At 55.6% G+C, this 12196-nt stretch carries 14 protein-coding genes; 11 read left to right on the plus strand and 3 right to left on the minus strand.

Annotated features, from left to right (window positions below; translation table 11 throughout):
- Nucleotide 1 precedes the first annotated feature (1 nt).
- Genes nuoN through ACR0EO_RS10180 form a run of 4 tightly spaced genes read left to right on the plus strand, consistent with a single transcriptional unit; the run spans nucleotide 2 to nucleotide 4703 of the window.
- Nucleotides 2–1444, plus strand: a complete 1443-nt coding sequence (gene nuoN, locus ACR0EO_RS10165; RefSeq protein WP_480689472.1) for an NADH-quinone oxidoreductase subunit NuoN — start codon at nucleotides 2–4, stop codon at nucleotides 1442–1444.
- A 54-nt stretch (nucleotides 1445–1498) separates the two neighbouring features.
- A complete protein-coding gene (locus ACR0EO_RS10170; protein WP_480689474.1) occupies nucleotides 1499–2248 on the plus strand; it encodes a biotin--[acetyl-CoA-carboxylase] ligase in 750 nt (249 codons plus the stop codon).
- 11 nt (nucleotides 2249–2259) lie between these two features.
- Nucleotides 2260–3039 carry a type III pantothenate kinase gene (locus tag ACR0EO_RS10175; RefSeq protein ID WP_480689476.1) on the plus strand — a complete coding sequence of 260 codons (780 nt, stop codon included), beginning with the start codon at nucleotides 2260–2262 and terminating at the stop codon, nucleotides 3037–3039.
- A complete protein-coding gene (locus ACR0EO_RS10180; RefSeq protein ID WP_480689478.1) occupies nucleotides 3036–4703 on the plus strand; it encodes a ribonuclease J in 1668 nt (555 codons plus the stop codon). The genes ACR0EO_RS10175 and ACR0EO_RS10180 overlap by 4 nt, the downstream gene beginning before the upstream one ends.
- Nucleotides 4704–4712: 9 nt before the next feature.
- On the opposite strand, the gene ACR0EO_RS10185 is transcribed toward ACR0EO_RS10180, so the two are convergent.
- Entirely contained in the window at nucleotides 4713–5411 is a 699-nt protein-coding gene (locus tag ACR0EO_RS10185; RefSeq protein WP_480689480.1) for an NUDIX hydrolase, read from the minus strand.
- Between the two features lie 28 nt (nucleotides 5412–5439).
- Nucleotides 5440–5838, minus strand: a complete 399-nt coding sequence (locus tag ACR0EO_RS10190; protein ID WP_480689482.1) for a DUF983 domain-containing protein — start codon at nucleotides 5836–5838, stop codon at nucleotides 5440–5442.
- Between the two features lie 212 nt (nucleotides 5839–6050).
- Between ACR0EO_RS10190 and ACR0EO_RS10195 the strand changes: the two genes are divergently transcribed.
- Genes ACR0EO_RS10195 through ACR0EO_RS10210 form a run of 4 tightly spaced genes read left to right on the plus strand, consistent with a single transcriptional unit; the run spans nucleotide 6051 to nucleotide 7952 of the window.
- Nucleotides 6051–6518, plus strand: a complete 468-nt coding sequence (locus tag ACR0EO_RS10195; protein WP_480689484.1) for an EF-hand domain-containing protein — start codon at nucleotides 6051–6053, stop codon at nucleotides 6516–6518.
- A 6-nt stretch (nucleotides 6519–6524) separates the two neighbouring features.
- Nucleotides 6525–7136: an RNA polymerase sigma factor gene (locus ACR0EO_RS10200; RefSeq protein WP_480689486.1), complete on the plus strand. Its 612-nt coding sequence runs from the start codon at nucleotides 6525–6527 to the stop codon at nucleotides 7134–7136.
- Nucleotides 7111–7482 carry a hypothetical protein gene (locus ACR0EO_RS10205; protein WP_480689488.1) on the plus strand — a complete coding sequence of 124 codons (372 nt, stop codon included), beginning with the start codon at nucleotides 7111–7113 and terminating at the stop codon, nucleotides 7480–7482. The genes ACR0EO_RS10200 and ACR0EO_RS10205 overlap by 26 nt, the downstream gene beginning before the upstream one ends.
- Nucleotides 7479–7952, plus strand: coding sequence for a periplasmic heavy metal sensor (locus ACR0EO_RS10210; RefSeq protein ID WP_480689490.1), 474 nt, complete (start codon nucleotides 7479–7481; stop codon nucleotides 7950–7952). The genes ACR0EO_RS10205 and ACR0EO_RS10210 overlap by 4 nt, the downstream gene beginning before the upstream one ends.
- A 1-nt stretch (nucleotide 7953) precedes the next feature.
- On the opposite strand, the gene ACR0EO_RS10215 is transcribed toward ACR0EO_RS10210, so the two are convergent.
- On the minus strand, nucleotides 7954–9354 hold the full coding sequence (locus ACR0EO_RS10215; protein WP_480689492.1) for a diguanylate cyclase: 1401 nt from the start codon (nucleotides 9352–9354) through the stop codon (nucleotides 7954–7956).
- An 87-nt stretch (nucleotides 9355–9441) separates the two neighbouring features.
- On the opposite strand from ACR0EO_RS10215, the gene ACR0EO_RS10220 reads away from it, so the two are divergent.
- The 3 genes from ACR0EO_RS10220 to ACR0EO_RS10230 all read left to right on the plus strand — a co-directional run bounded on the left by ACR0EO_RS10220 (nucleotide 9442) and on the right by ACR0EO_RS10230 (nucleotide 12124).
- The gene (locus ACR0EO_RS10220; protein WP_480689494.1) at nucleotides 9442–9726 is read left to right on the plus strand and encodes a DUF3572 domain-containing protein; all 285 of its coding nucleotides are present in this window, start codon (nucleotides 9442–9444) and stop codon (nucleotides 9724–9726) included.
- Between the two features lie 25 nt (nucleotides 9727–9751).
- Entirely contained in the window at nucleotides 9752–10444 is a 693-nt protein-coding gene (locus ACR0EO_RS10225; protein ID WP_480689496.1) for an HAD family hydrolase, read from the plus strand.
- 120 nt (nucleotides 10445–10564) lie between these two features.
- Nucleotides 10565–12124 carry a trimethylamine methyltransferase family protein gene (locus ACR0EO_RS10230; protein WP_480689498.1) on the plus strand — a complete coding sequence of 520 codons (1560 nt, stop codon included), beginning with the start codon at nucleotides 10565–10567 and terminating at the stop codon, nucleotides 12122–12124.
- The last annotated feature ends 72 nt before the right edge of the window (nucleotides 12125–12196 follow it).

Consider the following 12196-nt stretch of genomic DNA (forward strand, 5'->3'; position numbering starts at 1 on the left):
CATGATCCAGGCTGATCTGACAATAATCCTGCCGGAAATCGTTCTGGCTGTATATGCGATGGCCGCTTTGCTTGGGGCCGTCTACACGACAAAAGACGCGCTTGCCCCAGTTCTGGTTTGGACGACAGCTGGCTTGATGGCTCTGTTGTCTTTCTGGATTGCAACCAACGGCGATGGCACCAACGTGGCCTTCAACGGCATGTTCGTTGACGATGGATTCTCGCGCTTTGCCAAGGTTGCGGTTCTTCTGTCAGCGGCCGCAGTGCTTGTAATGAGTCAGGACTACATGACCCGTCGCGGCTTGCTGCGGTTTGAATACCCGTTGCTGGTGGCTTTGGCCGCTGTGGGCATGATGATGATGGTCAGTGCAGGCGACCTGATGTCCCTCTATATGGGGTTGGAGCTGCAGTCGCTGTCCCTTTACGTCGTTGCTGCCCTGCGCCGTGATAGTGCGAAATCTACCGAAGCTGGTCTCAAGTACTTTGTGCTTGGAGCGCTGAGCTCGGGCCTGCTGCTCTATGGTGCGTCATTGGTTTACGGCTTCACAGGTACCACCCTGTTCTCGGGTATTATTCAGACGGTTCACCACGGCGACGTTTCGGTTGGTCTGCTGTTCGGTCTGATCTTCCTGATCTCGGGTCTGGCGTTCAAAGTGTCGGCTGTTCCCTTCCACATGTGGACACCTGACGTTTATGAGGGTTCACCCACCCCGGTCACCGCATTCTTTGCTACAGCCCCTAAGGTGGCGGCAATGGCGCTGTTCGCGCGCGTACTTCATGATGCGTTCGGTGGAGTGATCAAGGACTGGCAGCAGGTGATCGTGTTGCTTTCGGTCCTCTCGATGTTGTTGGGTGCGGTTGCCGCGATTGGGCAACGTGACATCAAACGCCTGATGGCCTTCTCGTCGATTGCCCATATGGGATATGCGCTGATCGGTCTGGCCGCAGGTACAGAGATGGGCGTCAAGGCTATGCTGATGTACCTGGCGATCTACGTGACCATGAATATCGGCACTTTTGCCTTTATCCTGATGATGGAGCGCGATGGCAAACCCGTTACGGACATCGACGCCCTGCGTCAGTACTCAAGACGTGATCCCGGAAAGGCGCTGGCCGTTCTGATCCTGATGTTCAGTCTTGCCGGCGTTCCGCCAATGTTGGGCTTCTTCGCCAAGTTCGGCGTATGGCAAGCAGGTGTCAGCGCAGGCCTCACTGGACTGGTTATCGTCTCGGCAATCGCGTCTGTGATTGGCGCGTTCTATTACCTGCGGATCGTGTTCTACATGTATTTCGGGGCCGAAAACGAAGATCCGATCGAAACACATTCAACTCCGGTACTTTGGGTCGCTCTGATGGGGTCGGCAGCATTGATGCTGGTCGGCGTGTTCTATCAATTCGGTATCGAGGGCGCGGCAACAGCTGCTGCGGCGACGCTTGTTAACTAACGCCGAAATCATCGACAAATTGGGGGCTCGGTCAGACGACCGGGCCTTTTTACCATGACTGAGTGGCCGCAAGGATATGGTCTGCACATCGTGCAGGAAGTCGATAGTACCTTGAACGAAGCGGCCCGCCTTGCTCCTACAGCTTCTGGTCCGGTCTGGATCATGGCGCATCATCAAACTGCCGCCAGAGGTCGGCGCGGAAGAGCGTGGGCCAATCCAAAGGGAAATCTGGCCGCGACGTTATTGATGCGGCCACAGGGGCATCCTGAGCAAGCGGCTTTGCGCAGCTTTGTCGCGGCATTAGCTTTGTTCGATGCCTGTGTCGCAGTTACCGGTCGCGCAGCGGGGCTTTCCTTAAAATGGCCAAATGACGTTTTGCTAAACGGTGGCAAGCTGGCAGGTATTCTGTTGGAGAGCACAGGGAAGGGGCGTGATCTTTCGCATTTGGCGATCGGGATAGGTGTTAACCTGTCTGAGGCGCCGCCGCCGCATACCCTTGAACAGAACGCTGTCCGGCCTGTTTCATTGCTGTCGGAAACGGGTGCGTCGGTAACCCCTGAGGATTTTCTGACCGAGCTCGCGGCGGCGTTTGCGGGTTACGAAACCCAATTCGCAACTTATGGCTTTGAGCCTATCAGGACGGCTTGGCTTTCTCGTGCCGCACGTTTGGGAGAGGTCATAACTGCCCGCACCTCAACGACCGAGACGGTGGGAACCTTTGAAACCGTGGACTCAAACGGCAACCTTGTCCTAAAGACCGCCAAGGGCCGTATCGGTATTCCTGCGGCGGATGTGTTTTTCTGAAGGAGGCGCAGATGCTTCTTGCAATTGACTGCGGCAATACCAACACCGTTTTCTCGATTTGGGACGGCGAAACGTTCCTGTGCACACTGCGCACTTCAACCCACCACTCTCGTACAGCGGACGCTTATTTCACCTGGTATTCCACATTGGTGAAACACTATGGGATAGAAGCTGATATTACCGACGTTGTAATCGCTTCTACTGTTCCACGCGTCGTGTTTAACCTTCGTATTTTCGCCGACCGTTTCTTTGGGTGTCGGCCTTTGGTCGTGGGTAAACCGGAATGTTTGTTGCCAGTATCCCCACGTATCGACGAAGGCACAATTCCCGGGCCTGACCGTCTGGCAAACGCAGTGGGCGCGTTTGATCGTCATGGCGGTGACGTCGTGGTTGTCGATTTCGGAACTGCAACTAACTTTGATGTTGTGGCTTCAGACGGGGCTTACGTCGGCGGTATCATTGCGCCTGGCGTGAACCTTAGCCTGGAAGCGCTACACCAGGGGGCAGCAGCGTTACCGCATATCGATATCACACGGCCTGAGAAAGTGATTGGCACAAATACGGTTGGCTGCATTCAATCCGGCGTGTATTGGGGCTATTCCGGGTTGATTGAGGGGCTGATTGCCCGGATCAAAGAAGAATACGGCATGCCAATGAAGGTGGTCGGCACAGGTGGGCTTGCACCTTTGTTCGATCAGGCTGATGTCGGGTTTGACGCGATCGAAGATGATCTGACGATGCACGGACTGACCGTGATCCATCGCTATAACAAGGAAAATGGCTCGACATGAGCAGTGAACGACTGATCTATCTGCCGCTCGGCGGTGCCGGCGAAATCGGGATGAATGCTTATGTCTATGGCTACGGCAAGCCGGGGCACGAGCGGCTGATCCTTGTGGATCTGGGGGTGACTTTCCCGGATATGGATACAACACCCGGCGTCGACTTGATCCATGCTGACATTTCTTGGCTGCGAGAACGTGCCGATCAATTGGAGGCCGTTTTCGTAACGCACGCGCACGAGGACCACGTCGGAGCCGTTGCGCACTGTTATGAAGCTCTGGGTGCACCGATCTATGCGCGCGCGTTCACTGCGAACATTGCGCGCCGCAAGATGGAAGAGCACGGTCATCCTGAGGATGCTGTTCGTACGGTTTCAGCTTGGCCCGAGCAGATATCGACAGGCCCGTTCAAGGTTGGGTTCCTGCCAGTGTCGCATTCCATACCTGAAAGCGCGGCTTTGGTCATCGACACGCCCGATGGCCGGATCGTTCACTCAGGAGATTTCAAGCTGGATACAAACCCGGTGGTGGGCGAGCCTTTTGACCCTGACCTATGGGCGGAAGTTGCCAAGCCCGGTGTAAAAGCGTTGGTCTGCGACAGCACGAACGTGTTCTCGCCCAACGCTGGTCGATCAGAATCTGAGGTCGGCCCCGAAATCACCAAACTGGTCGAAAATGCTGAGGGAATGGTGGTTGCGACGACGTTTGCATCCAACGTTGCCCGGGTAAAAACGCTGGCCGAAGCAGGTGAAAGAGCCGGGCGGTCAGTGGTTTTGTTGGGTCGTGCTATGCGGCGCATGATCGAGGCCGCGACCGAAACGGGTATCCTGTCAGATTTCCCCAAAGTCGTTAGCGCCGAAGAGGCCGTGGACCTTCCGCGCCAGAATTTGATGCTGATCGTTACCGGTAGCCAAGGAGAACGTCGCGCCGCCAGTGCGCAGCTTGCCCGGGGGAAGTATCGCGGGTTGGAGTTGAAGGAAGGCGACTTATTTCTCTTCTCTTCAAAGACAATCCCAGGAAACGAGCGTGGTGTGATCTTCATCATCAACCAGCTCAGTGAAAAAGGCGTGGATGTCGTAGACGACAGCTCGGGCCTGTATCACGTGTCTGGCCACGCCAACCGCCCAGATCTTGAGAGAGTGCACGCTCTGATTGATCCGCAGATCGTTATTCCAATGCATGGTGAACACCGGCATTTGCGAGAGCATACCAAGCTGGCAGAAGCCAATGGGCGTAAAGGCGTTCTCGCGGTCAATGGGACGATGTTGGATCTGACGGGAAACGCGCCGCAGGTCGTCGACTATATCGAAACCGGCCGCACCTATCTTGACGGTACTGTTAAGGTCGGCGCTTTGGATGGTGTCGTGCGAGATCGTATCCGAATGGCGCTCAACGGCCATGTCACCGTAACAGTCATTCTGGACGAAGAGGACGAACCTCTGGGTGAACCGTGGTGTGACACCATGGGATTGCCTGAGATCGGAACGTCCCGCGCGGCGCTTGTCGAAGTGTTAGAGGAAGATCTGAACCAGTTCCTTATGCGTGCAGACGCAAAAACCCTGCGCGACGATGACAAGCTAGAAGAAGCGATGCGCCGTATCGTACGCCAGACCGCAAAGGCAGAGATCGGTAAAAAGCCAGAAGTAACGACTGTAATCAGCCGAATGAAATAAGCGACGGGCTTAGTCTGTTTCGGGCATGGGGTAACCCTTCAGGCGCAGAAACAGGCTTTGCTCTTCTTTGTTGAGGTAGAATGGCACCGAAGCCGGAGGTTCGGGGTCTTTCACCCGTTCGGATATTTCGGCAAGCACGACCTCGGTGATGAAGGGCAAGTCAAGATCGCGTGCCTGGTTGAGGGGCACCCATTGCAGATGAGATAGCTCGTCAGATGCGCGGCTGAAATCATCCAGATCGCCCTGGATTTTACCCGCGTCCACCAGAAAGAAACGCGCGTCGAAACGACGAGGGCGCCCTGGCGGTGTCACGGCCCGAAAAACAAACTGAAGTGCTTGGGCTGACGGGCGAAAACCCATTGCAGCAAAACTGATCCAATCTTCTGGAATCCCGCCTTGCCAATCGCCGGGTTCACCTAGAACCAGTCCGGTTTCTTCCCACAGCTCTCGGATCGCGGCGGCGGCCAATGCGGTTTGCATGCCCGGGGCTGCCTGTTCGCCGAGTCTTTGGCTGCAAATTGCAGGCAAGTCGGACGCCAATGGAATATCCGCGTCCGCTGGATCAACAGCCCCGCCGGGGAAGACGAACTTGTTGGGCATAAAGGCGGCTTTGGCACCGCGTTGCCCCATCAGGATCGATGGGTTAGTCAATCGATCCCGCAGGACAATCACCGTTGCCGCATTTCGTATCGCGGATTTATCTTCCATCACTTGCTGCGCTGGCTGCTCTTCAAGGTCACTTGGCCTTTTCAAAGCCGTGCATACGTCGCGCCCACTGATAGGCAACAACCGCGCCCTTCATGCGGGGCAACAAGAACAGGGACAGCGCCGTGCAGCCGATTGCAAAGATCAAGAACATAGTCATCGGCTCAGGACGCCAGTGTACGTAAGATACGTGCAAAGCAGGCGCCAACAGGTGGCCGACCAGCAGGATGGTCAGGTAGGCTGGCCCGTCATCTGCCCGATGGTGAAACAGCTCCTGACCACAATTGCTGCAGCTGTCATTGACCTTCAAATAGCTGTGCAACAATTTGCCCTCGCCACAATTGGGGCAACGGCAGCGAAACCCTTTGACCATTGCAGGCCAGGTTTCACGGTCATCCTGAGATGTGGTGTCGATCGTCTGATCAGTCATAATGAAACTCGCACGTTCGTTTGGACGTAATATTGCTCTTGTTTTATCCGGCAGAAAAGGGGGGTGCGTCGCTTTGCTCTGTTCAAGTCCAGGCGAGAGGTAAACTGTGATGTTCAAAAAAACGGATTTTTTGCGACGGAAATCGTTTCTCGGTTCGTTTTAACCAATGTGAACAGCGGCGATGAGGCCGCCAGAACCAAAGGAAAAACGATATGAAAAGCGCCAAATTCATCCCGGCCATCTTGATTTCGGCGGTTGCGGTAACCGGTACTTCTGTTTTGGCAGCAGGGCCAAAAGATCGGGAACCAGCGAGTTTTCAGGTGCTGGACGCCAATGGCGATGGGCAGGTGACAAAAGAAGAAATGCAGGCCCACCGACAACAGCGCTTTACTCAGGCTGACGCAAACGGCGATGGGCAGCTGAGTATCGACGAAATGCAGGCAGCAGCGCAGAAAAAAGCCAATGAACGTGTTACCAAGATGTTCGAAAAACACGATGCCAACGAGGACGGGTTTCTGAGTGCAGACGAGTTGCCCAAACCGCGCCGCGCTGGCAAGATGTTTGACCGTATCGACGCGGATAACGACGGATCGATTTCGGAACAGGAATATGCCGATGCAAAAGAGCGGATGGGCCGGAAGCATAGAAAGCATGGCAAAACGGACTCTGACGACAGCTGATAAAGGATGGAGGACCTGACCTCCCCCTTGAACGATGTCCGTGGTGCTTTAAGCGCCGCGGACGCGTCTGACGATGCCTTGCTGCGGCAGTTCGCTGATGGCGACGCGGCAGCAGCGCGTTTGCTGACCGATCGACTGGGGCCGCGTTGCCTTTCGGTGGCCTTGCGTATGCTCGGCAATCCGGCGGAAGCAGAGGACGTAACGCAAGATGCGATGATGAGATTGTGGCAGATGGCTCCGAAATGGGTTCCGGGGCAGGCCAAGGTCTCAACCTGGTTGTATCGTGTGACTTTGAACCTGTGCGTAGATGTGCAGCGTAAGAAAAAGCCGGACAGGCTGGCTGATGTGCCTGAGCCGGAGGACGGTGAACCAAGTGCGGCGGATCGATTGCAAGAGACGGCCCGCAGGGATGCGCTGCAGGATGCGCTGTCGCAGTTGCCTGATCGTCAGCGCCAAGCGGTAATTTTGCGACACATCGAAGAGTTGCCCAACCCCGAAATAGCCGGGATCATGGGCGTTTCAACGGAAGCGGTTGAAAGCCTGACCGCGCGCGGAAAAAAAGCACTAACCGCGATACTGGCCGGGCGGCGGAATGAACTGGGGTATGATGATGGCTGAAGACGATATGGAACTGGATCAGTTGTTTGCCCAAGCGCGGCAACGCCAACCTGAACTGTCCGATGATCTTGCAGTTCGCATTCTAACGGATGCCGAGACTGTGCGGCTTGACCGATTGACGCCCGTGAAGCAGCAGCGTCGGCCCCTTTTGGCGCGGGTGATTGATGGGATCGGCGGATGGCCGAGCATGGGTGGCTTAATCGCTGCAAGCGTCGCAGGTGTTTGGATCGGATTTTCTGCGCCTGACTTTATGCCTGACCCGGCGACCTATATCTACGCCCAGGACACTAGCTTTGTGGTCGCAGACCTTGGACTGGACACTACATTTCTGGAGGACGTGGAATGAGCACTAGTCCAAAACCAAAGAAACGCTGGGTTACGGTTCTACTGGCCGTATCCCTGGCTCTGAACTTGCTGATCGTTGGCGTGGCCTTGGGGACGGTTTTCCGTGTCAAAGGTGGAGATCACGGAAAAGCACCCCCGGGGTTTGGCTCTGCATTGTACAGGGCTTTGCCGAAAGAAGACCGCAAAGAGTTGCGCGGAGAATTGTCCGAACGGCACGTCAAAGGGGCCAAGCTTAGGTCTGCCGATTTCGCAACACTTGAAGCGGCATTGCGGGCCGAACCGTTTGATCCCGTTGCAGTTCAGGTCCTCTTGCAACAGCAGGCGCAGTCCATGGCGGAAACGCAGATGGCATTGCAAGAAAAATGGTTGGCTCGTGTCACTTCGATGAATGATGCCGAACGGCAGGCCTATGCAGATCGCTTGAAAGAGGTCGTTCACCGCAAATCCCACAAGCACAAAAGAAAAGAATGAGTTACGCGGCAAACTGCCGTGTTCTAACCTGATCCCGGCCTGCAGATTTAGCAGCATACAACGCCGTGTCCGCCGATTTTAGCAATCGGTCTAGAGGGATGCCACGAGGTGGTTGGGATGGCAGATCCGGTTTAGTTGCGATCACCCCAATGCTGATCGTTACCGGCCAGGGAGACGGGACTTCGGACAATTGAAATGGCGTTTGGCGGATGCTCTCGCAGAGTTTTTGTGCCAGGGCCAGGGCCTGCGATTGGGTGGTGTCCGACAGGCCAATCATGAACTCTTCACCCCCGATACGTGCCACGAACCCAGCTGAACCCACAGTGCATTTCATTCTTCTTGCCGCTTCGGTCAGAACTTGGTCGCCCCCGGCGTGACCGAACGTGTCATTGATGGCTTTGAAATGGTCCAGATCTGCCAGCATCACTGCGAACCCTCGTCCGCTCCGAGCTGCGAGTCGCATAATTTGGTCCATTGCATGCATCGCGTATCGACGGTTGTGCAGTCCAGTTAGCGGGTCGACCCAAGAGTCAGCCAGACCCCGGTGCAGTGATGCACGCATCTGGTCCATTCGCACTTTTCGTGCGACCTGATTTTCGATGCGTAGTTTGACCTCGTCAGGGCAGAATCCGCCGATGCATATCGCGTCGACCCCTCTGTCTAAGGCGTCAGCAGCCAGATCCGGGTTTCGACCGTTTAGGACACCAATCAGAGCGGTGTTTCGGGTCGTGCCTCTGGACTTCAGATCCGTCAGCAGGTTCAGGTCCGTGGGGTTCTCGCCGATCTCGACTAGAATGGCCTCGGGAATTGGGCCGGAGAGTAGCTTTTGCAGGTTCGATGAAGAATGCGTGACCAAGCTGTGGCGCAACCGTTTGGAGAGTGCTTTTTGCCACAAGGCGCCGGTTCTGGCGCCTTGGCTGAGAATAGCGATTTGCGCAGGTTTGGGCGGGGAGATCAAACTCGCCGTTGGTTCGGCAAAACCGGCGGGCTGAGACCCGCTGCCTGCGCTAAGTTCTTGTGTATCCGCACGAGCCCGCAGCAAACTCCGTACTCTGGCCAATAGAAACGTATCCTTGAACGGGTGGACCAAAACATCATCCAGCCCATCAGCCAGCGCTTTCAATTTGGCGGCCTTGTCGTTTTGTTGTGCGATCGCGACGACAGGCACGTCCCTAAGTTCGGGCTCGGCCAAGGTCAGCTTCTTAACATCCGCAGCCGAGCCATCTGGCAAAGTCTGAGAAGTCAGGACGAGATCAGGCTTTGAGCGTCGCAATAGCCCTGCAAGCCCTTGGATTCTTTCCCCTTGCACAACGTGATACCACGCTGCTGTAAGTTGAACCTTCAGCATTATGCGGTTGGTCGAAGCCCCGTCGAGGACAAGGATGGTTCCCTGCACGGACATATCAGTCACCGTTGATTGCATGCGTTGCTAAAGTGTTTATGAGTCTGGTTAACAAACCCTTTCCATTCTCAGATCCGGGGCCTGTTTATGCCAATCTCCGCTCAATCCTCTGAAACACTGGCCATAAATGCGCTGAGTTGGCTGGTCGGAAACGATGAACTGTTGCCCGTATTCCTTGGATCAACCGGTGCTTCGGCTCAGGATCTGCGGGATAGGGCGGCCGAACCAGAGTTTTTGGGTTCGGTTCTTGAGTTTCTTATGCTTGACGATTCGTGGGTGATCGCCTTTTGTGACGCGCATTCCGTGCCCTATGACCTACCGGGTCAGGCGCGCGCGGTTTTGTCTGGTGGCGCTGACGTTCACTGGACGTGATCCAATAACCTTTCAGGAGCATGTAATGCCCATCGACGCGATCCTGTTCGACAAGGACGGTACTCTGTTTGATTTTGCCAACACTTGGGGTGCCTTTGGGCGCAACATGGTCCTGCGTTTGGCAGACGGTGATCATACTCGTGCGGCCGAGCTTGGGCGCGCTATTGGGTTTGATCTGGAGCGTGTGACTTATTCCGCCGACAGCATCGTAATCGCCGGAACAGTCGAAGAAGTTGCCGAGGCTTTGGCATCGGAGTTGCCTGATATGCCACGCGACGATTTGATCGATATCCTAAATGCCGAATCCGCGTCGGCGCCTCAGGCGCAAGCTGTGCCGTTGGTGCCGTTTCTGGAGGGGCTGCGGCAGGCTGGTCTCAAGCTGGGTGTCGCGACAAACGACGGTGAGGCACCTGCGTTGCAACACTTGGAATCAGTCGGGATTCGCAGTCATTTCGACTTTGTGGCTGGCTATGACAGCGGTCATGGGTTCAAGCCGGGGCCGGGTCAGTTGCTGGCTTTTGCTGCCCATGTTGGTGTGACACCGAACCAAATCGCAATGGTTGGGGACAGCCTGCACGATCTGCAAGCTGGGCGTGCTGCCGGAATGACCACGATCGGGGTTTTGACTGGGATGGCTCAGGCCGAAGCGCTGGAACCGATGGCGGATGTTGTTCTGCCGGACATTGGCCACATTCCGGGTTGGTTGGCTGAAAACTAATCGTTCAGATACCGAAATCGCCCGTTTGAGATAAGAAACCGACAATTCTTGTCGCAGACAGAGCGGCCAGACGGCCGAGTTCGGGGCTTGCTTGAGGAAACGCAAGCTCCGGAGGGTTCTATGCCAAGCACAAAAACGCGCAAACGTCGCAGTGGGGGACGGGCAGGTGCCGCCGAGCGCAGGGGGAGCTCGGTTATCGATCAGATGCCTTGGAACCCGCCAATCAACATCGACAATCCGACCGAGCCGTTGGATGCAGCGGGAATTGAGGCGATCCATGAAGGCGCCATGCGGATCCTCGAAGAGATTGGTGTAGAGTTCTACAACGAAGAAGCCAAAGTTATCCTTCGCGAGGCGGGTTGCACCGTAGATGGCGACAACGTGCGCATGGGCCGCGACTTTGTCATGGAGATGGTTGCCAAGGCGCCGTCGCAGTTCTCAATCACTCCACGAAACCCTGATCGCAAAATCGAAATTGGCGGAAAGAACATGCTGTTCGGCAATGTTTCCTCGCCGCCGAACTACTGGGATATGGAGATCGGCACTAAGGTTCCCGGCAATCGAGAGATGTGCCGTAACCTGCTGAAACTTACTCAGTATTTCAACTGCATCCATTTTGCCGGTGGATATCCAGTCGAGCCGGTGGACATACATGCCAGCGTTCGCCATCTGGATGTTCTCTATGACAAGCTAACCCTGACCGATAAGGCGATGCACGCGTACTCGCTGGGAAAGGAGCGTGTCGAAGACGTGATGGAGATGGTGCGCATCGCGGGTGGTCTGAGCCATGAAGAGTTCGAAGCAGCCCCGCGGATGTATACCAATATTAACTCGACCTCGCCGCTGAAGCATGACCACCCGATGATTGATGGTTGTCTACGCTTGGCGAGACGTGGGCAGGCGATCGTTGTAACGCCATTTACCTTGGCTGGGGCGATGGCTCCTGTGACGATGGCTGGTGCCGTGGCTCAGTCTTTGGCAGAAGCGCTGTGCGCGATTGCTTTGTTCCAGTATGTACGACCAGGCATCCCCTGTGTGATTGGGACATTCACTTCGAATGTAGACATGAAATCCGGTGCGCCGGCTTTCGGAACGCCTGAGTATATGCGTTCGACTCAAATGACGGGGCAAATGGCGCGTTTCTATGGTTTGCCAATGCGTTCTTCCGGCGTTTGTGCTGCCAATGTGCCCGATGGCCAATCAGTTTGGGAAACATCGAATTCTTTGTGGGCGGCAGTCCAATCTGGGACAAATATGGTCTATCACGCGGCCGGCTGGCTCGAGGGGGGGCTAATTGCAAGCCCCGAGAAATTCATTATGGATTGCGAAGTACTGCAACAGATCCAGCGCTATATGCAGCCAGAAATCACTGCGACCGGGCCGGATGAAATCGCACTGGATGCGATCCGATCCGTTGGCAATACTGGTCACTTCTTTGGTGTTCAGCATACTCAGGATCGCTACACCACAGCGTTCTACCAGCCTTTCCTAAGCGATTGGAAAAACTACGAGGGCTGGGACGTGGCTGGGGGCATATGGACCGCTGAGCGTGCTCACCACATGTTCAAAGAGATCATTACCAGTTTTGAACCTCCGGAGTTGGACGAAGGGATCCGAGAGGAGTTGTCGGACTTTGTAAAGCGCCGCAAAGCCGAGGGTGGGGCGCCAACGGATTTTTAGTTTGTCTTGAATGACTTCGGTTCTGAGACTCGATCAGATTGTCCGCATCCACCTCGACTTTTTGAGGTTTTG

The organism is Ruegeria sp. BE9 (assembly GCF_056538765.1).

Coding starts and splice junctions, on each gene's coding strand:
- nuoN (WP_480689472.1), top strand. CDS start 2: ATGATCCAGGCTGATCTGACAATAATCCTGCCGGAAATCGTTCTGGCT.
- ACR0EO_RS10195 (WP_480689484.1), top strand. CDS start 6,051: ATGAAAAGCGCCAAATTCATCCCGGCCATCTTGATTTCGGCGGTTGCG.
- ACR0EO_RS10190 (WP_480689482.1), bottom strand. CDS start 5,838: ATGACTGATCAGACGATCGACACCACATCTCAGGATGACCGTGAAACC.
- ACR0EO_RS10205 (WP_480689488.1), top strand. CDS start 7,111: ATGAACTGGGGTATGATGATGGCTGAAGACGATATGGAACTGGATCAG.
- ACR0EO_RS10215 (WP_480689492.1), bottom strand. CDS start 9,354: ATGTCCGTGCAGGGAACCATCCTTGTCCTCGACGGGGCTTCGACCAAC.
- ACR0EO_RS10200 (WP_480689486.1), top strand. CDS start 6,525: ATGGAGGACCTGACCTCCCCCTTGAACGATGTCCGTGGTGCTTTAAGC.
- ACR0EO_RS10230 (WP_480689498.1), top strand. CDS start 10,565: ATGCCAAGCACAAAAACGCGCAAACGTCGCAGTGGGGGACGGGCAGGT.
- ACR0EO_RS10220 (WP_480689494.1), top strand. CDS start 9,442: ATGCCAATCTCCGCTCAATCCTCTGAAACACTGGCCATAAATGCGCTG.
- ACR0EO_RS10225 (WP_480689496.1), top strand. CDS start 9,752: ATGCCCATCGACGCGATCCTGTTCGACAAGGACGGTACTCTGTTTGAT.
- ACR0EO_RS10180 (WP_480689478.1), top strand. CDS start 3,036: ATGAGCAGTGAACGACTGATCTATCTGCCGCTCGGCGGTGCCGGCGAA.
- ACR0EO_RS10210 (WP_480689490.1), top strand. CDS start 7,479: ATGAGCACTAGTCCAAAACCAAAGAAACGCTGGGTTACGGTTCTACTG.
- ACR0EO_RS10170 (WP_480689474.1), top strand. CDS start 1,499: ATGACTGAGTGGCCGCAAGGATATGGTCTGCACATCGTGCAGGAAGTC.
- ACR0EO_RS10175 (WP_480689476.1), top strand. CDS start 2,260: ATGCTTCTTGCAATTGACTGCGGCAATACCAACACCGTTTTCTCGATT.
- ACR0EO_RS10185 (WP_480689480.1), bottom strand. CDS start 5,411: ATGGAAGATAAATCCGCGATACGAAATGCGGCAACGGTGATTGTCCTG.